The sequence below is a fragment of the Asanoa sp. NPDC049475 genome, from assembly GCF_040676915.1.
Classification (GTDB): Bacteria; Actinomycetota; Actinomycetes; order Mycobacteriales; family Micromonosporaceae; genus Asanoa.
Genome location: NZ_JBFAPY010000005.1, coordinates 452,288 through 470,467 on the forward strand (window position 1 = coordinate 452,288; position 18,180 = coordinate 470,467).

Annotated in this window: 14 protein-coding genes; 6 read left to right on the forward strand and 8 right to left on the reverse strand. The window is 71.9% G+C overall.

What is annotated here, in order from left to right; translation table 11 throughout:
* Window positions 1–29: 29 nt before the first annotated feature.
* Entirely contained in the window at window positions 30–899 is an 870-nt protein-coding gene (locus AB0J88_RS22080) for a GDSL-type esterase/lipase family protein (protein WP_364360918.1), read from the forward strand.
* 74 nt (window positions 900–973) lie between these two features.
* Window positions 974–1,585 carry a hypothetical protein gene (locus AB0J88_RS22085; protein WP_364360916.1) on the forward strand — a complete coding sequence of 204 codons (612 nt, stop codon included), beginning with the start codon at window positions 974–976 and terminating at the stop codon, window positions 1,583–1,585.
* A 236-nt stretch (window positions 1,586–1,821) separates the two neighbouring features.
* Here the strand turns inward: AB0J88_RS22085 and AB0J88_RS22090 are convergent, their stop codons facing one another.
* Window positions 1,822–2,790: a hypothetical protein gene (locus tag AB0J88_RS22090; RefSeq protein ID WP_364360914.1), complete on the reverse strand. Its 969-nt coding sequence runs from the start codon at window positions 2,788–2,790 to the stop codon at window positions 1,822–1,824.
* A 285-nt stretch (window positions 2,791–3,075) separates the two neighbouring features.
* Between AB0J88_RS22090 and AB0J88_RS22095 the strand changes: the two genes are divergently transcribed.
* Window positions 3,076–5,124 (forward strand): NPCBM/NEW2 domain-containing protein, encoded by a 2,049-nt coding sequence (locus AB0J88_RS22095; RefSeq protein WP_364360912.1) that lies wholly within the window; start codon window positions 3,076–3,078, stop codon window positions 5,122–5,124.
* On the opposite strand, the gene AB0J88_RS22100 is transcribed toward AB0J88_RS22095, so the two are convergent.
* Window positions 5,121–6,611 carry a multicopper oxidase domain-containing protein gene (locus tag AB0J88_RS22100; protein WP_364737971.1) on the reverse strand — a complete coding sequence of 497 codons (1,491 nt, stop codon included), beginning with the start codon at window positions 6,609–6,611 and terminating at the stop codon, window positions 5,121–5,123. The two genes, AB0J88_RS22095 and AB0J88_RS22100, sit on opposite strands and share 4 nt — an antisense overlap.
* 151 nt (window positions 6,612–6,762) lie before the next feature.
* Between AB0J88_RS22100 and AB0J88_RS22105 the strand changes: the two genes are divergently transcribed.
* Both AB0J88_RS22105 and AB0J88_RS22110 read left to right on the forward strand, forming a co-directional pair.
* The gene (locus tag AB0J88_RS22105; RefSeq protein WP_364360908.1) at window positions 6,763–7,764 is read left to right on the forward strand and encodes a DUF808 domain-containing protein; all 1,002 of its coding nucleotides are present in this window, start codon (window positions 6,763–6,765) and stop codon (window positions 7,762–7,764) included.
* Between the two features lie 44 nt (window positions 7,765–7,808).
* Entirely contained in the window at window positions 7,809–8,564 is a 756-nt protein-coding gene (locus AB0J88_RS22110) for a methyltransferase (protein WP_364360906.1), read from the forward strand.
* A gap of 9 nt (window positions 8,565–8,573) precedes the next feature.
* On the opposite strand, the gene AB0J88_RS22115 is transcribed toward AB0J88_RS22110, so the two are convergent.
* The 4 genes from AB0J88_RS22115 to AB0J88_RS22130 all read right to left on the reverse strand — a co-directional run bounded on the left by AB0J88_RS22115 (window position 8,574) and on the right by AB0J88_RS22130 (window position 15,778).
* Window positions 8,574–11,408 carry an AAA family ATPase gene (locus AB0J88_RS22115; RefSeq protein ID WP_364360904.1) on the reverse strand — a complete coding sequence of 945 codons (2,835 nt, stop codon included), beginning with the start codon at window positions 11,406–11,408 and terminating at the stop codon, window positions 8,574–8,576.
* 96 nt (window positions 11,409–11,504) lie between these two features.
* Window positions 11,505–14,165, reverse strand: coding sequence for an AAA family ATPase (locus tag AB0J88_RS22120; protein ID WP_364360902.1), 2,661 nt, complete (start codon window positions 14,163–14,165; stop codon window positions 11,505–11,507).
* Window positions 14,166–14,185: 20 nt separating this feature from the next.
* Window positions 14,186–15,424: an MFS transporter gene (locus AB0J88_RS22125; RefSeq protein WP_364360900.1), complete on the reverse strand. Its 1,239-nt coding sequence runs from the start codon at window positions 15,422–15,424 to the stop codon at window positions 14,186–14,188.
* A 48-nt stretch (window positions 15,425–15,472) separates the two neighbouring features.
* Window positions 15,473–15,778 (reverse strand): hypothetical protein, encoded by a 306-nt coding sequence (locus AB0J88_RS22130; protein ID WP_364360898.1) that lies wholly within the window; start codon window positions 15,776–15,778, stop codon window positions 15,473–15,475.
* Between the two features lie 263 nt (window positions 15,779–16,041).
* Here AB0J88_RS22130 and AB0J88_RS22135 point away from each other — a divergent pair, with 263 nt between their 5' ends.
* The gene (locus AB0J88_RS22135; protein ID WP_364360896.1) at window positions 16,042–16,212 is read left to right on the forward strand and encodes a hypothetical protein; all 171 of its coding nucleotides are present in this window, start codon (window positions 16,042–16,044) and stop codon (window positions 16,210–16,212) included.
* 34 nt (window positions 16,213–16,246) lie between these two features.
* Here the strand turns inward: AB0J88_RS22135 and AB0J88_RS22140 are convergent, their stop codons facing one another.
* Both AB0J88_RS22140 and AB0J88_RS22145 read right to left on the reverse strand, forming a co-directional pair.
* Window positions 16,247–17,188, reverse strand: coding sequence for a DMT family transporter (locus tag AB0J88_RS22140; protein ID WP_364360894.1), 942 nt, complete (start codon window positions 17,186–17,188; stop codon window positions 16,247–16,249).
* A gap of 11 nt (window positions 17,189–17,199) precedes the next feature.
* Window positions 17,200–18,177 carry a BadF/BadG/BcrA/BcrD ATPase family protein gene (locus AB0J88_RS22145; protein WP_364360892.1) on the reverse strand — a complete coding sequence of 326 codons (978 nt, stop codon included), beginning with the start codon at window positions 18,175–18,177 and terminating at the stop codon, window positions 17,200–17,202.
* Window positions 18,178–18,180 lie beyond the last annotated feature (3 nt).

Below are 18,180 nucleotides of genomic sequence, written 5' to 3' on the forward strand. Positions count from 1 at the left end.
TCCACCGGCGAGCTCGAACGGTGGGCCGCGTGATCACCGCGCGCAGCTACACGGACGACGAACGCCGGCACTTCCTGCGGTACACCCGCACCGAGTCGTGGCCGATGCTGCAGCGCTTCCCGGTCGACGACGGCCTCCACGCCGAACTGCTGGCCCAGATGCTGGCCAGCACGCCGGAGACCATCCGCGCCCTGCTCGGCTCGCTGCGCGACGAGGTGCGGGCCGCGGCCGCGCGGATGCTGGCCGACGAGCACTTTCGCGAGGCCCTCACGGCGCTGCCGTTCCGCCCGCAAGACCGGATCGCGGCCGTCGGCGACTCGATCACCGCCGACCGGCTCGGCTGGTTCGAGCTCCTCTCGGCCTCGATCGACCTGACCGGCGGGCCGAAGCCCACCTTGATCAACCTTGGCATCAGCGGCAACACGACGGCCGACGTGCTGGAGCGCTTCGACCTGGTCGAAGCGGCGCGGCCGACCCGGGTGCTGCTGATGCTCGGCACCAACGACGCCCGCGCGCACGGCCGCACCGGCCGCTACCGGATGGCCACGACGGAGGAGACCGGACGCAACCTGCGGGCGCTGGTCGACCTCATGACCCGCGACCTGAACGCGGTCGTCACGATCGTCACGCCGCCGGCCGTGAACCAGCAACGCATCGACACGTTCTTCACCGACGCGCCGCTGCACTGGCAGGCCGCGGAGGTGGCCGAGGTGGCCGGCGTCGTGCACCGGAGCGCGCCCGGCGCCCTGGACCTGCACAACGCCATCGGGGGCCGCGGCACGGACGACCTCCTGGAACCCGACGGCGTGCATCCCACCCTGGCCGGACAGCGGATCATCCTGACCCACATCGTCGATCACCTTCGCGCGGGTGGAGTTAAGGAACATTTAGGAATATAAACAAATCCGTGTGGCCCGCTCGGGACGTACCTCCTGGTGCTGCAACAGGGCAGCCGAGGTTCGAGGAGCGGTGCATGCACAGGACAAGCAGGACGACCGGCCGGGCGCGGAAGCTGATCCTCGGGGGCGCGGCGGTGGCTCTGCTAGCGGGCGGGCTGGCGGTCACCGGGTTGAGCAACGCCGGTGAGAGCTGCGCCGGCCTGGATACCGCGCTGCGCAACAACCTGACCTTCATCGCGGGGCAGCGGGGCAACCCGGACTCCCAGTCGGCGGCGCGGATCGAGAACCGGCAGGCCGTCGTCGACCTGATCCAGCAGCGTCGCGTCACCGCCGGATGCACCGCGAACGTCGTCGCCGACCCGATCGCCGGCGTGCCGACCAAGCCCGCCAAGCCCGCTACCGCTCCCACCACCAAGGCGCCGTCCGGTGGCGCGGCGGGCCAGGTCGTCTGCAAGGGGTCGACCGTGACGTTCTTCAACGAGAACGCCGGGCCGGCCGCGTCCAGCGGGACGTTTCCGATCGGTACCCGGCTGCGGCTCACCAACCTGGACAACAACCGCAGCATCACCGTCCAGGTGACCAGCCCGTCGGGTAGCTGCGTGCTGCTGAACAACGCCGCCTACGAGACCGTCCGCGAGCCCGGCAAGAACCTGATCCGGCGAGCGCTGATCGAACGGGTCGGCTGACGGCATCCTCGTCAGGGGGCGACGGCGGCCAGCGCCGCGGCGGCCAGGGCGCTTGCCTCGTCGTCCTCTGCGATGCCACGCCACCGTCCACTGTAGATGAGCCGCTCGTCCCGCTCGACGACGTCGCGCAGCGCCTGGCGGGTGACGGGCAGTTGGCGACTGTGTCGCAGCGGGTCGAGAGCCGCTGCGAGAACCTCGAGGCACAGCGCCGGGTCGCCGGTGATGCGGAACAGCGCTCAGACGGCCGCGGCAGCACCGCGCCCGTCGCGGCCGGCCACGAGGGACAATGTGGGGCGCGCGTCGGAGGCCGCCGGGCCGAGCCCGCCCAGCACGGTGCACGCCAGCCGGGGCTGGTCGGACTCCAGCAAGGCTGTCAGTTCCGGCTGTGCCGGCAGCGCCGCCGCCCCGAACGCGCTGAGCACCTGGCAGAGCTGAAACCTGGTCGGTGCGACTGCATCGTGCCCTCCCGCGCCAGTGCTGTCCGGGCCGCCCGGTCGAACCCGATCTCGCGGCCCAGCCAGGCGACGGCTCGTTCGGGCTCCGCGTCGGCGCGCGGCGAGCATCTCCTCGGCGGGGACGGCCTCGCGGTCGATCCGACGAGCGGCGACCAGGAACGCGAGCCGTCGCGGATCACCGGGGGGAGGGGTGTTGCGGGCCAGCCAGGCGGCCGCCGCGTTCCCGCCGACGGTGCCGAGCGCGAGAACGTAGTCGGTCGGATCGGTCTCACCCGGAATGCGGCGGATGAGCTCGTGGACGACGTCGTCGGCCCGCTCGCCCAGCTCGACCAGAATCTCGACGACGCCGCCCCGGATGGCCGGATCAGGTTCGTCGAGCAGCCGGCGCAGCCCGTCGAACGCGGCGAGGAGCGCGGTCCGGCAGGCCAGAGCAGCAGGCCGCGACGTCCACGGCTCCCGCATCTGGTTGTGCAGCGCGGCGAAGCGGGTCAACAGCTCGAGGATGTCGACCCGCTCCGGGACCGCGGTATCCATGGCGAAGCGGATCAGAAACGGCACCACGGCGGCGCCGGCCGAGTAGACCGCCCCGCCCTGGTGATAGACCGCCGCGTCCAGGTCGGAGAGGGCGTCGGCACTGGTCGCGGGATCGGTCATGGCGGCGAGCCACAGCGGCACCCGCTCCGCCGACCCGTAGGCGTGGTCGAGCGCCGACCAATCGATCTCGGACACCCCGTCGAGCAGTTCAGCCACGCCGCAAACTAGGCCGGCTGGCGCACCACGGTCGGCCTGCCCGCGTTGAAGACCCAGGCGTCGAAGAGGTCGTCCAGTTGCCGGCCAGACGTACTTCCCGACGCTCACCGCCGCCCGGTAGGACGCCATCGGCGCGTGCTCGGCGAGCTTGGCGGCGGCCGGAGTGATGACGAACTCGCCGCGGTCGCGGAGAACTCATAAATTACTAATTAATGTTGACGGGCGGCCGGCAGGAGATGGAAGATCTTCGAAACCGTCCCTCGTTCGCCAGCGAAGGAAGCTGATGTGAAGCGACTTGTGCTCACCGCCCTGCTCGCCGTCATGGCCGGGCAGTTGGCCGTGCCGGCGGCCGCGCACGCCGACCCTCCAGCGACCGCAGCACCCCAGCAGACGCTGAGCCCCACGCCGTACATGGGCTGGAACACCTACTACGGCCTCGGCGGCGACCCCATCGAAGCCGAGATCAAGGCCAACGCCGACTTCCTGGTGAGCAGCGGACTGCGGGACGCCGGCTACCGCTATGTCTGGATCGACGGCAACTGGGCCGCGCCCACGCCGCGCGACGAGAGCGGCGACCTCGTCGCCAACCCCGCGCAGTTCCCCGACGGGCTGGCGTCGCTGGTGCGGTACATCCACGCCAAGGGCCTCAAGGCCGGCATCTACACCGACGCCGGGCCGTACATCCCGGGGAAGTGCGGGCTCGGCAGCGGCGGCGGCTACTACCAGCGCGACGCCGACCAGTTCGCCGCCTGGGCGTTCGACGCCGTGAAGGTCGACTTTCTCTGCGGCATCGCCGCGGACCTCGACCCGAAGACCGTCTACAGCGAGTTCGCGTACGCGTTGCGCAACAACGCCAGCGGCCGGTCCATGGTCTTCAACCTCTGCAACCCCGTGACCTCGCCGGACTGGGGCAACTACCCCGAGTCGCAGCAGTCGACATTCTCCTGGTCCTACGCGCCGGGCATCGCGCAGTCGTGGCGGACGTACACCGACGTGGGCTTTCTCGGTGACATCAAGTTCAAGGACGTGTTGCGCAACTACGACGCGAACGCGCGGCATCCCGAGGTGGCCGGGCCTGGCCACTTCAACGACCCGGACTACCTCGGGCCGCAGCTCGGGATGACCGACGAGGAGTTCCGCACGCAGCTGACGCTCTGGTCGGTGGCCGCCGCGCCGCTGATGATCGGCAGCGACCTGCGTACGCTCAGCAGGTCCTCGTTGGACACGCTCAGCGACCCAGACGTGATCGCGATCAACCAGGACCGGGCCGGCGTCCAGGCCGTCCGGGTCGGCCCCGCCGGCACGACCGAGACCTGGGTCAAGCGACTGGCCAACGGCGACCGGGCCGTCGTGCTGCTCAACCGGGGCGACAGCCCGCGGACCCTGACCACCACCGCGAAGTCGGTCGGCCTCACGGGAAGTCGGTTCACCCTCGAGAACGCCTGGACCGACCGGGTCACCGAGAGCGCGGGAACGATCAGCGCGGCCGTCGCGGCACACGGCGCGGCACTGTTCCGCGTCGGCGCGGCCCGCGGCCTGCCGGGCATCCCGCACGTGACCGCCGGCCTGCCGACATCGCCGGCCGTGGTCGCCGGCGGCGAGGAGGTGCCGGTCGACGTCACGGTGCGCAACGACGGCTCGCTGCCGGTGTTCACGCCCGCCGTGCGGCTCACTGTGCCGGAGGGCTGGACGGTCCACGCCAAGGGCCGGGCGCCCGCGCTGGTGGCCCCGGGGAGCAGCACCACGTTCGCGTTCGCGGTGACCGTTGCGGCGGACGCCGCTCCCGGCACCAGCGCCCTGACCGCCACCACGGCGTACGACGTGATCGGGCACGGACGGGTGAGCCAGACGACCGCGACCGGCGTGGTGGTCGCACCGGCCCCTCCGGACGGCGAGGTCGTGCTGTCGCACCACGCGTGGATCAGCGCCACCAGCGGCTGGATGAGCCCGACGATCGACCTCAGCGTCGGCGGCTGGTCACCGATCAGCATGCTGGGCCAGGTCTACCCGACCGGGATCGGTGTGGCGTCGCCGTCGACGGTCCGCTACTACCTGGGCGGCGCGTGCACCCGGCTGGCGGCAGTGGTCGGCCTGGACGACGCGGTCCGCAACGTCGGACCGGAGGGCGCCACCTCGACCTTCCAGGTGATCGGTGACGGCCGGGTCCTGTTCGACAGCGGCGTCCTGACGCGCGACGACCTCCGCCAGGTCGACGTCGACCTGACCGGCGTCCGGGTCGTCGACCTCGTGGTCGGCGACGCGGGCGACGGCGGCTACAACGACCGCGCGAACTGGGCCGGCCTGACCGCGTCCTGCGCAGTGGGGCAGTCCTAGACGATCTTCATCTGCGCCATCATGCCGGTCGACGAGTGGTCGATCATGTGGCAGTGGTAGACGTAGCGCCCGGTGTACGGACCGAACGTCGCTTGTAGACGGACGGTCTCACCGGGCGCGACGCCGACCGTGTCCTTCACGCCGGCCTCGCCCGGCGCCGGGGGCTTCCCGTCGCGGTCGAGGATCCGGAACTGCACCAGGTGCGGGTGGAAGTTGTGCGGCACCGCGAACCCGGAGTTGTCGTTCGTCAGCGTCCAGATCTCGGTGGTGCCACGCTTGATCTCGGCGTCGACGCGCTTCTGGTCGAACTGCCGTCCGTTGATGAGGAACCGGCCGGTGCTCCGGTCGAAGCTCAGGACGATGCGGCGCCTGCCCGTCGCGGCCGGCATCGCCGGGATGGTGCTCAGCCGGTCCGGCACGCGGCTGGTGTCGGCGGTGGCCGAGCGGCCGACGTCGAAGCGCATCACCGGCCCGGCGTCGGCGTCGTTGAGGACGACCTGGCTGCCGACCTTGAACCGGCTGAAGTCGACGACGATCTCGACCCGTTCCCCCGGCATCATGCGCCACGACCGGATCGCGGCCGGCGCCGCGAGCAGTCCGCCGTCGCTGGCGATCTGGGCCACCTGGGTGTCCTTGCCGAGCCGCAGCGTGAACGTCCGCAGGTTGGAGGCGTTGACGAACCGCAGCCGGTAGCGCCGCGCGGCGACCGGAAGGTACGGCTGCGGCTTGCCGTTGGCCAGGATCGTCGAGCGCTTCTCGAAGTCGTTGAGCTCGAAGACCAGCCGGGCCTTGTCGTCGAACCGGGCGTCCCGGAGCATGATCGGGATGTCGTAGTCGCCGCTCGGCAGGCGCAGCGCGGCCTCCGCCGGATCGTCGATCAGATAGAAGCCGGCGAGCCCGCGGAACACGTGCTCGGCCTCCATGTGGTGGGCGTGGTCGTGGTACCACAACGTCGCGGCGCGCTGCTTGTTCGGATAGGTATAGTCGCGGCTCTTGCCCGGCGCGACCGTGTCGGTCGGGAACCCGTCGCTGCTGGCCGGGGTGCAGCCCCCGTGCACGTGCGCGACGGTACCGATGTCGAGGCCGTTGGTGTGCTTGACGACGGCCGTGCGCCCGGTGCGCACCCGGATCGTCGGCCCGGGGAACATCCCCGCGTACGTGAGCACCTCGGTGCGCGTACCCGGAAGGATCTCGACCTTGGCCTTCTTGGCGGTCACGACGTAGAGGTCGGTGTCGCCCTTGGTGGACTCGGGCCGGAGGACCTTCGGCACGGGCATGCGGACGCTGAACGGCTTGACGGCCCGCGCCGCCGCCGGATGCACGTGCCCGGTGTGTCCTGGATGGCCCGGGGCGGGAGTGGCCTCGGGTGGCGCGGCGCCCGCGTCGGTGCCCCGCGCCGCACCCGCCGCCCCGGCCGTGACGAGGGCGGCCACACCTGCTGTCGCACTGACGATGACGTTGCGCCTGCTGACCATCGACCCGTCCACCCGCTGAGTGTCCAAGACCAACTCGCTAAGTGTCGGTAGCGACACACACAGTCACCTGGTCGGTACGGGGCACCAGCCCCGTCCTGCGCGAATTGCGGGCGCCGACGAGAATGGTCCCTCACACGTACTCGTCGATCGCGAAGGAGCTTCAGTGAGCGGTGGTCTCGCGGCACTGCTGGATGATGTGGCGGTTCTGGCTCGCACGGCCGCCGCTTCCATCGATGACGTCGGGCTGGCCGCCGCAAAGGCAGGTTCGAAGGCCGCCGGGGTCGTCATCGACGATGCGGCCGTCACCCCGCAGTACGTGCGCGGCCTGGCGGCGGAGCGCGAGCTGCCGATCGTCAAGCGCATCGCGCTGGGCTCGCTGCGCAACAAGTTCCTGATCATCCTGCCGGTGATCCTCGTGCTCAGCCAGTTCTTGCCCTGGCTCCTGACGCCCTTGCTCATGATCGGCGGCGCCTACCTCTGCTACGAGGGCGCCGAGAAGGTCTGGGCCAAGATCGCGCACCATGACACCCACGGCGGCGGCGAGGAACGGCAGCCGGACGAGAAGACGCTGGTCTCCGGGGCGATCCGCACCGACCTCATCCTGTCGGCGGAGATCATGGTGATCTCACTGAACGAGGTCGCCGACGAGTCGTTCCTGTCCCGCCTGACGATCCTGGTGATCGTCGCGATCGTCATGACCGTCCTGGTGTACGGCGTGGTCGGCCTGATCGTGAAGATGGACGACGTGGGCCTGCGTCTGGCCCAGGTCCCCGGCCCGGGAGTCGCCCGCTTCGGCCGCGGCCTGGTGAAGGCGATGCCGCGGGTCCTGACGGTGCTGACGGTGGTGGGCACGGCCGCGATGCTGTGGGTCGGCGGCCACATCCTGCTCGTCGGTGCGGACGAGCTCGGCCTGCACGTCCTGTACGAGTCGGTGCACCACCTGGAGGAAGCGGCCCACGACGCCACGGGCGCCCTCGGCGGTCTGGTGGGCTGGCTGGTCAACACGGTGGCCAGCGCGATCCTCGGCCTGATCGTGGGCGCGGTGATCGTGGCGATCATGAGCGTGACCCTCCACCGGAAGTCGGCCAAGGCCGACACCCACACGGAGGAGCCGGAGGCCCCGGAAACGGCCGGGACCACTGCCGGGACGGACGCACAGGAATAGCCGGCCCCAAAAGCGAACCAGTGGCTTTCGTAAACTTCGATGTCATGAACAGCATCGGGTGGTACGGCGCACTGGTCACCCTGGAGTTCGCGCTCGCGGCGGTGACCCTGGTGGCCCTGGTGTGGATCAAGGCGCCGTACGGGCGCTACCACCGGCGCGGTTGGGGTCCGACGGTGCCGGCCCGGGTCGGGTGGCTCGTGATGGAGTCACCCTCGGTCGTCCTTTTCGCGGCCGTGTTCGCCTTCGGGTCGCACCGGACCGACCTGGTCGCGCTGGTGCTGCTGTCCATGTGGCTGTGCCACTACGTCTACCGGGCGTTCGTCTACCCGGCGTTGATGCGGCCGGGCACCCGGATGCCGTTGCTGATCGTCGCACTCGCGTTCCTGTTCAACCTGCTCAACGCGACCGTCAACGCCTGGTGGATAGCCGAGCTCGGCGACTACGCCGACGGCTGGCTCACCGATCCGCGCTTCCTCGCCGGTGCGGTGCTCTTCTTCGCCGGGCTGGTCGTGCACGCCCGCTCGGACCGCACGTTGCGCCGGCTGCGCGCGCCGGGCGAGACCGGCTACCGCATCCCCTACGGAGGCGCGTTCCGGTGGGTCAGCAGCCCGAACTACGCCGGCGAGATCGTGCAGTGGTTCGGCTGGGCGTTGGCGACCTGGTCACCGGCGGGGCTGGCGTTCGCCGTCTACACGACGGCCAACCTGGCACCGAGGGCGATCGACCACCACGCCTGGTACCGCGAGCGGTTCCCCGACTACCCGACGGACCGCCGCGCCCTCGTACCCCATCTGCTGTAGCGGTCGGTCCTAACAGGACACCAGCCACATCTCGCCGAGCAGGGCGCACCAGGCGGCCAGGCCCGAGCGGGGCGGGTCTTCCAGCACCATCGCGATGATCCGTTCCGCTTCCACCGCCGCACCGCTCGGGTCCTGGCCCGTCACCGCCCGTCCCCAGCACTGGGCCAGCCGTTGGTAGCCACCGAAGTAGCCGAAGGAGAAGTCGGAGTCGACGGCGATGCCGCGTCGGGCGACGCGCAACGCCCACTCCGGATCACCGGCGAGTGCCGCGGCCGTGACCGAGAAGGCCGCCCACACGGTGACCACGTACGGCTCGTCGCCGTCGGCCCCCTCGATGGTGTCGAGCAGCGCCCGCGCCCCGGGGACGTCGCCGTGCAGCGCGGTCATCAACGCGAGCATGACGGGACCGAGCATCGTCAGGTCGCGCCGGAGCTGATCCTCCGTATGGGCCTCCAGCATCGAGGCGGTGCGGCTCAGGTTCCGGTGCGCCTCCCCGATGTTGCCGATCTGCCACTGGTGAATGCCCCAGGCGTACCGGCCGTACGCCTGGGCGATCGGGTCCGTGGACGCCTCGCCCGTCTCCAGCAGCCGGGCCGCCAACCGGCCGGCCCGGCCGAGCTCGATGCCCTGGGCGTGTGCCACCCAGCGGGAGAACAGAAAGTCGGCGGCGTCCCGTTCCCGGCCGAGCTGACGCGCCAGCTTCTCGGCTCGCTCCAGATTGTGCTGGGCCGCACCGTAGTAGCCCTCCCGCATCCCGTCGACCGCGGTCAGCAGCGACAGGGCGGACAGTTCGAGGTCGGCCAGACCCGCCGCGCGGGCCAGCCGTGTGGCCTTCTCCAGCTGCCCCGCCGCGGCGTCGCAGGCCGCTTTGGCGGCGGCGCGACGGGCCGCGTGGATCAGCGCCGACACGGTGCGCGCCGGCTCCGCGATCGGGCCGGCTGACCACAGGTGGTACGCGAGGCGCTCGTCCCGCACCGCGGTGCGCTCGATCGCGTCGCCGATCCGTAGGTGCAGGCGGGCGGCCGGCCGCGGCGATATGTCGCCGGCAATCGACTCGCGCACCAGATCGTGCGTGAAGCGGTAGGAGTACGGGTTCCCGGGCGACGGCTCGACGATGCCGTGCCCCTCCAACGACTCCAGCAGGCCGAGACACGTCTCCACGTCGAGGCCGGCGCTGCCGGCGAGCAGCGCGATCTCGAACTCGCGGCCGATCAGCGCGGCGATCCGCAACAGGTTCCGGGTCCCGTCGGCCAGGACCGCGACCCGCCCGCGTACGACGTCCTGGACGGTGGCCGGCACCCCGGCGCCGCCGTCGCCGGTGGCGAGCAGCCGGGACAGCTCCCTGACGAAGAACGCGTTGCCTCCGGTGCGGGCCAGGACCTCGTGCGTGATCCGCGAGTCCGGGTGCTGGCCGGTCTCCCCGCGGACCAGCTCCGCCACCTCGGACGGCCCGAGCGGCCCGAGCTGGATCCGGCGGTGACCAGGCAGCCGGCTGGCCGCGGCGAGCACCTGTCCGAGCCCCGGGCCGGGCGCCGGCGCACAGCTTCGGAAGGCGGCGAGCACCGCTGTTCTGCTCGGCTGCCGCGCGACCAAGTGGTTGAAGAGCTCCAACGACGCGGCGTCGGCCCACTGGAGATCGTCGACCAGGAGCACCACCGGCCGCTGCCGCGACACCTCACCGACGATCGCGACGACCTGTTCGAGCAGGTGGAAGCGGCCGGACACGGGCACGGTGGCTGGTTGGAGCAGGGGACCGAGCTCCGTGGCCCGCCACCGTTCCCGCGCCTCCGGCGAGAGGGCGTCGACGACCGCCCCGACCGCCTGCACCCACGGCCACATCGACGGCGCGCCGTTCCCTTCGAGACAGCGTCCCCAGGCGACCAGCGCGCCGGACCGCTCGGCCTCGGCGGCGACCTCCTCCAGCAGCCGGGTCTTGCCCACCCCGGGCTCGCCCTGCACCAGTGCGAGCCCCGTGTCTCCGGCTAGCGCCGCCTCCACCGTCCGCCGCAGCAGCGCGAGCTCCTCGGTCCGGCCGATCAGGTGGTCGGACGGCGGCTCAGCGGGGGAGGGGCGAGGTCGTTGCCTGGCCGGCGTCAGCCGTCGGTACGCGGCCACGAGCGCCGGCCCGGGCTCGATGCCCAGGTCCTCGGCGAGCCGGGCGCGAACCGTCCGCAACAACGCCAGCGCCTCCGCAGGTTGACCGGCGCCGGCCAGGGCGTTGGCCAGACTCGCGTGCACCCCCTCGTGCAGCGGCGCCATCCGCGCGGCGAGGCGCAGCGGTGGCAGCACCCGCCCGGGCTGCCCGCGTAGCACCGCGAGGTCGGCCGCCGCTACGCACGCGTCGAGGAACTCCGCGTCCAGCGCCGCGAAAATCGACATCCCGGCCGGTCCGTGGGCCAGCCCCTGACCGGCCGAGCCGTGCCAGAGCCCGAGCGCCCGGATGTACGAGTCGAGCGCCGTATCGGGCGCAGCCGACCGGGCCGCCGCGAGCAGCTCCCGGAACTGAACGAGGTCCAGGCGGTCGGGGTCCGCCGCGAAGAGGTAACCGCTGCCGTGCCGCCGCAGGTACGAGCCGTTCGCCCGCGCCGGCACCGCGGGCTCGAGCAGCCGGCGCAGCGTACCCACGTACTTCTGGAGGATGTTCGCAGCCGAGGCCGGCACGTCGTCGGCCCAGACCAGGTCGACCAGCTCGGCCACGCTGGTCGGCTTGCCGGCCCTGGCGAGCAGCACAGCCAGCACGTAGGCCTGCTGCCGGGGACCGGCGTCCAGTTCGACGCCGTCGCGCCAGACCCGCAGCGGCCCGAGCACCTGCAGGCGCAGGTCTTCGCCGGTCGTAGCAGCCATGCCGATCGCCCCCTCCGCCCGATGCGGCAGGGCGCCGGTCGCGTTCCCTGCCGGTGACGAGCCGACGGACTAGACGGTAGGCAGCGGCCGGCGGCGTCAAACTACGTCGGATGACGTAATCCTCCGGGCCAGTTCGGCGCGCGAGCTGACGTGGACCTTCGGGTAGATGCGGTACAGGTGGGTGCTGACGGTCCGTGGCGAGAGGAACAGCCGCTCGCCGATCTCGCGGTTGCTCAGGCCTTCCGAGGCCAGCCTGGCGATCTGTTGCTCCTGCGGCGTGAGCGTGGCCAGGGCGTCCAGGGGCTTGCGCCGGGTCTCGCCGGTCGCCCGCAGCTCGGCGCGCGCCCGGTCGGCCCACGGCGTGGCTCCGAGGGAGTCGAAGGTGGCCGCGGCGGCCCGCAACGGCGGCCGGCTCTCGGTGACGCGGTGCGCGCGCCGCAGAGCGGCGCCGTACGTGAGCTGCAGTCGTGCCCGGTCGAACGGCCAGTCGGCCAGGTCCTCGGCCAACGCGGCGCGGTAGTCGCCGGTGAGGACGGCCCGGGCGTACCCGAGCCCGATGGTCAGCGCGGGCGACCGGCTCTGCGCGGCGACGGGCTCCAGGCGGGACACCACCGGACGCAGCCCGTCGAGAAGACCACCGAGCACGGCGGCTTCGGCCAGGTCGCCGAGCAGGAACAGTTGATAGTGCGGGAAGTGTGCGCTGTCCACCGGGTCGTAGACCCGCATCAACTGGCGGAACGCGTCGTCCGCCCGGCCGTCGGCGAGCGCGGCGACGCCCCGCGCTCGCTGCACCAGGGCCAACATCGGAAACCTGCGGGCCGCCACGAGCACCCGCTCGGCCTCGTCGGCCCGCCGGCGGGCGGCATCGACGTCACCGCCACGAGCCTCGGCGAGGGCGGCGACCAGGCTGCCGCCCAGCACCCACATCCCTTGCCTGGTCTCCGTGGCCAGCGCGACGCACTCGGCCGCCAGCGGCAACGCGCCGCGCGTGTCACCCAGCGCCGCCGCGGCCGAGGCGGCGGTGCCGAGCACCTGGGTCAGGGAGCCGATCCGTCCCTGCCGCCGCAGGTCGGCCGCGGCGGACAGCGCGAAGGTCCGAGCGAGGTCGAACGCGCCGATCGCGAATGCCGCGACACCCAGGTCCATTCGCGTGCCGGGGGCCAGGTCCATGCGGTGCAAGGACCGCCGCAACCGCTCCAGGCTGGCCGCACCGTGCTCGACCGGCGCGATCTGCGAGAGGTTCACCGTCAGGCGCGGGTCGTCGTCGTCGAGGCCCAACGCCAGCAGCACCTCGACGAACCGGTCGCGGACTGCGGCGGGGGCGCTGGAATAGTAGACGCCCATGGCGAGCTCGGTCATCGCCTTGACCGCGAGCTCACGCTCGCCGTCGGCGCGCATCGTGTCGACGAGGTCGGCGTACGCCAGCAGTCGTTCGGGTCCGGACGGGGCGTCGCCCGACGACCCATCGCGGATCCACGTCAGCCGGGCGCGGTCGGCCGGGCGCAGGACGCTCTCGTCGATCTCGGTGAACAGCCGGCGCAGGGTGACCGCGTCGCCCTGCTCGAAAGCCAGGTCACAGGCCGCGATCTGCCGCCGGCCCCGGTCGGCCGGGTCCTCGCTGAGCTGCACCGCCCGGCTGATGGCGGTCAGCGCGACCGTCACGGCGTGCCGCTCGATGGCCTTGCCCGCCAGGTCGGTCAGCTCCCGCGCCAGCGCCTCGTTCCGGCCGGACTCGGCGGATGCGCGGTGCCACAGCCGGCGCTCCGCGTGATGGGACACCACGTCAGCCAGCGCGGCGTGGATGCGGCGCCGGTCTCCGGCCGGGGCTTGCTGGCGCAGCGCCGAGCGCAGCAGGGGATGCCGGAAGCGCACCTCGTAGCGGTCGTCGACGGTCACGAGCCGGGCCGTCACGGCGGGCTGGATCGCGTCCGGCGACACGTCGCCGCCGGTGGTGAGCGCGGCGGCGGCCAGGATCTCGTCCAGGTCGCCGCCGTCGTCCAGGGCCGCGACCAGCAACAGGTGCTGGGTCAGCGGCGGCAGCTCGGCGACCAGGCCGCCGAACGTCTGCTCGACCCGCGCGCTCAACGGCAGCGACGACGGCAACAGCGCGGCACCACCGGAGCGTGCGGCGGCTGAGCCGAGCTCGACGATCCCCAGCGGGTTGCCGGCCGCTTCGTCCAGCACGCGCGCCCGCAGCGCTGCCGGGAGCTCCGGCGCTGTCCGGTCCAGCAGGGCCGCGGAATCGGTGGCACCGAGGGGATCCAGGCGCAGTTCGGGCAGGCCCGCGGCGGCCAGCCGCCGGTCGACGTCCGCGCCGTCGCGGACCGCCATGGTCAGCGCGATCCGGTCGACCTCGACCCGCCGGGACAGGAACGTCAGCGTCTCCCACGTCGCCGCGTCCAGCCAGTGCGCGTCCTCGATCGCGAGGAGAACCGGCGCTTCGGACTCACCGAGCAGGTCGAGAACATCCAGGGCCGTCCGGTACGGCGACTCCGTGTCGGACCGGACGGGCCGCACGGGGCGGAGCAGGTGGTCGAGCCCGGCGTACGTGATCTCGAGCTCGGCCTGCACGCCGGTCACGCTCAACACCCGCATGCCGCGCTGCCGGCCGGCCGTGACGGCGTGCTCCAGCAGCGCCGACTTGCCGATCCCGGCCTCACCGCGCAGCACCAGGGCCGATCCCCGCCCGTCGCACGCCGCGTCGAGTTGGTTCTCGAGCGCGCCAATCTGATCGTCCCGCCCGACGATCACCACCATGCGCTACATACTGCACCGTCTCACCGGAGCGCCGGAACGGGCGTCGTTCTGATCCGGACGATGGTGGCGACGTACAGCAGCAACCCGGCCGACGTCAGGACGAAGCCGGCCCACACGGTGGAAAGTGGCCCCCAACCGGCGTCGATCGTTACCGCACCGCCGATCGCGCCGAGCGAGTTGGCGAGGTTGAGGGCGGCCAGGTTGAGTGCGCCCATCAAGGTCGGTGCGTCCGGTGCGAACCCGGTCAGCCGGACCTGGATGGTCGGGATCGCGAACATCATGGCGGCGCCGACGCCGAACAGGCAGGGCAGCAGGACGACCAGGCTCTGGCCGGCCGCGCCGATCACGACGAGCAGCACCAGCGTCACGCCGTAACCCCAGACCAGACCGCCGTCGGCGGACGAGTCGGCGACGCGCCCGCCGAAGTGGTTGCCGACCGCCATGCCGAGCCCGAAGACCGCGAGCGCGATCGGGATGACCGACGCGTCGCGCAGGGCGGCGTCGGTGACGAACGGGCCGATGAAGGTGTAGACGGCGAAGATGCTGGAGATGCCGAGCGCCGCGACGCCGACCATCAGCCAGACGTTGCCGCGGCGCAGGGCGCCGAGCTCGTTGGCGACCGGCGTGCCGTGCAGCTCCTCGGTGCGGGGCAACCACGCCACCAGGGCGACGCCGGCGACCAGACCGAGAGCGACCACCGCCCAGTACATGGCCCGCCAGCCGCTGCTCTGGCCGATCCAGGTGCCGAGCGGCGACCCGACGACGGTCGCGACGGTCAGGCCGCCCATCACGGTGGCGAACGCCTTGCCACCGCGGCCCGGCCCGTACACGTAGGCGGCGACGACGGCCCCGGCGCCGAAGAACGCACCCTGCACGGTCCCGGCGACGAACCGGAACACGACGAGGAACGCGATGTCCGGCGCCAGAGCGGAGAGCCCGTTGCCCACGAGGAACAGCAGCACGAGGCCGAGCAGCAGGCTGCGCCGGTTGACCCGGGCCGCGACGACCGTGATCACCGGAGATCCGATCACGACACCCAGGGCGTACGCGGTGATCGCGTGCGTGGCCGCCGGGACCGACACACCGAGGTCCGCCGAGAACAGCTGGAGGATGCCGTTGCTCGCGAACTCGCCGGTGCCGATCGCGAACGTGCCGAGCGCGAGGGCGAGCAGCGTCAGCCGCGGACGACGGAGACGCGCCGAGCCGCGCGGCCGGCTCTCCTCGGCGGCGCACTGGGGTGCGTAAGCATGACGATGCATTGCCGGCACGCTAAGGCTCCCCAGTTGACGTTCACTGAACGGCGTCGTTCAGTGAACGTCAGGTGCGATGAGCTTCTCGGCCAGTGCGACGATGACTCCGGCCGGCCCGCGGACGCGACCTTCGGTGTTCTGACCGAGCGGTGGCCCCACCGGCCAGGGCAGCTGACCGACCCGGCTCAGCAGCGGGCGGCGTTCCGGGCTCGCCTGGCCGAGGACCCGGTCGGTCGGGCGTTCGTGAAAGGCGCCATGCGGCCCGGCTGGCTGACCGACATCCTGTGCCCTCCGCCGCACGACGACGAGCTGACGTTCGACGACGAGATGCGGCGCATCCGCACCGCCATCGCCCGGACCCAACGGCTCAGCGGCGGTGGCTGGGCGACGGTCAACTGCGGATCAACGCGTACGACCACCCGCCGCACGACCTGGCCGACGGACGGCTGCTCTTCGTGCCGAGCACCTGCGCGCGGGGGTGGGTCGGCTGGCGCCGGCCAACCTCTACTCCGTGGTCTATCCCTGTGCCGGTCTGCTCGCCCGGCGGTGGGCCGACCGCGCCGGACGCGCTTCGCCGCCTCATCGGTCCGGCGCGGGCGACGGTGCTGACCCTGCTGGAGCATCCGATGAGCGCCACGCAGCTGGTGTCCGTCACCGGGTTCGCGCTCGGCGCCGTCGGCAATCACCTCAAGGTCCTGCACGACGCCCAGCTCGTGCGCCGCCGGCGCTCCGGCCGATCGGTCCTGTACTACCGCACAGCCGACGGCGACCGTCTCATCGCCGCCGCGGCGGGCTGACAGACGGTCGCCGCCGGGTGTGCGGCCCTGCTGCTTACGGCACGGCCACGTCGCGTTCCGCCGGCCCGACCACCGCGGCCGCTTCGCCGCGCTTCTCGTCCGCGTACACCATCAGGGTCGAACCGACGATGGCCAGGACGATGCCGATGGTGGCGTAGAACGACGGGACCTTCTGGTAGACGATCAGCGAGAGGATGACGGTCAGCACGGGCGCGAGGGCGTTGGTCGTGGGTGCCACGATCGAGGCCTTGCCGCGGCTGAACGCCATCACCAGGAACAGCGCGCCGACCGCGTTGAGCAGCTGGGTGACCGCCGCCAGGGTGGGGGCCTGCCACGGCGCGTCCAGGGCGAGGCCGCCGGCCATCCAGATGGCGACTGGGGCCAGCAGCAGGCCGCTGATCGTCATCCACAGGAACGTGGTGGCGTCGTTGACGCCTTCGGTCGCGGCCTTGCGCATGAAGTACGCCTGCACGCCCCAGGCGACGCAGACCACGATGGCCAGCAGCAGCCACAGCCCACCGGTGGCGGAGCCGTCACCGTCGCTGACGCTGAAGAGCACGACCGCGACCAGAGCGGCGACCGCGCCGATGAGGGCGAGCCTCGGGATGCGCTCGCGCAGCAGCAGCATGGCCATCAGCACGGTGATCGCGGGGGAGAGCGCGATCAACGGGAAGATGAGGTACGCCGGTCCGATGGTCAGCGCCTTGAACAGCAGGAGCTGGCCGCCGGCGCCGGTCAGGCCGACGAGCAGGCCGTAGACGGTCGCGACCGGGCGGCGGTCCACTCGGGCGCCGCGCAGGGCGACGACAGCAGGAATGATCATCGTGATCGACCAGACGACGTACACCATGCCGTCGGGGTAGCCGTAGTCGCTGGTGGGGACGGCGGAGAAAGCTCCCCAGACGCCCCAGAACAGCACGAGCAGTCCCGCGTACGGGATCCAGCTCCGACCGACACGGGAAATGGTGGTTGGCATGTGTTGCCTCCTCAGGCGGCGGTGGCGGTGGGGGTGTCCCGGAGCCGCTCGAGCGCGTCGGCGCCGAGCGGGCTTCCGGCCTGTTTCGCGGCATACAGCGCCGCTCCGACGACCGGCGAGTACAGGGGTTGACGGAGGTCGTACCGGTCGTACAGCTGGTGCAGGTGCGTCTGGAACTCCTCGCGCACCTGTGTCGCGTTGAACGTGCCGCCGGAGTAGGAGACCAGCACCTGCTCGTCGGCGCCGTAGCCGAGCTGGCTACGAGTCGTGTCCACCAGGAGGGCGAGCTCGTGGGCGGCCTCGCGCAGGATCGCGCCCGCCGCCTCGTCGCCCCGCTCGGCGGCGGTGATGACCTGTGGGCACAGGCTCGCGATCTGGCCGCGGTCGCCCTGCCAGCGGTTGAGCACCACGTCGATCAGGTCCAGGTCGGCCGACAGGTCCAGGTGCTCGCGCAGCACGTCGAGGAGCGGGCCGGCCGGGGCGCGCCCGTCGCTCATCCGCGAGAACGCCTGCAGGCCGCGGGCGGCGATCCAGTACGCCGAGCCCTCGTCGCCGAACAGCTCGCTCCAGCCGCCGACGCGGTGGCCGCGCCCGGCCCGCTCGCCGTACGTCATGGATCCGGTGCCGCTGATGACGTTGATCCCGTCGGCGGCGCCCAGCGATCCGGACCAGCCGCAGACCATGTCGTTGTCGACCAGGTAGCGGTCGTGGCCGAGGATGTCGCGCGGTGCGGCGTCGAGGGTGGCGACGTCGCCGCTGACCTCGCCGTACGCCGGCTGTCCGAAGAAGGCGAAGTCGATGCCGTCCGGGGTGATGCCGGCCGCGGCACAGACGGCGCCGATGCCCTCCTTGAGGACCCGTGGCACCAGGTCGATGCCGTCGCTGAAGTAGTAGGTGCTCGGTGCCGAGCTCTGCGCCGCGATCGAGCCGTCGGGCCGCAGCAGGCAGAAGGCGGTCTTGGTGCCACCGCCGTCCACGCCGAGGAACATGTC

Bases quoted from the DNA above. Each gene is read 5' to 3' on its own strand.
- AB0J88_RS22085 (WP_364360916.1), top strand. From the start codon at position 974: ATGCACAGGACAAGCAGGACGACCGGCCGGGCGCGGAAGCTGATCCTC.
- AB0J88_RS22110 (WP_364360906.1), top strand. From the start codon at position 7,809: ATGAACAGCATCGGGTGGTACGGCGCACTGGTCACCCTGGAGTTCGCG.
- AB0J88_RS22115 (WP_364360904.1), bottom strand. From the start codon at position 11,408: ATGGCTGCTACGACCGGCGAAGACCTGCGCCTGCAGGTGCTCGGGCCG.
- AB0J88_RS22120 (WP_364360902.1), bottom strand. From the start codon at position 14,165: ATGGTGGTGATCGTCGGGCGGGACGATCAGATTGGCGCGCTCGAGAAC.
- AB0J88_RS22125 (WP_364360900.1), bottom strand. From the start codon at position 15,424: ATGCATCGTCATGCTTACGCACCCCAGTGCGCCGCCGAGGAGAGCCGG.
- AB0J88_RS22135 (WP_364360896.1), top strand. From the start codon at position 16,042: ATGAGCGCCACGCAGCTGGTGTCCGTCACCGGGTTCGCGCTCGGCGCC.
- AB0J88_RS22140 (WP_364360894.1), bottom strand. From the start codon at position 17,188: ATGCCAACCACCATTTCCCGTGTCGGTCGGAGCTGGATCCCGTACGCG.
- AB0J88_RS22145 (WP_364360892.1), bottom strand. From the start codon at position 18,177: ATGTTCCTCGGCGTGGACGGCGGTGGCACCAAGACCGCCTTCTGCCTG.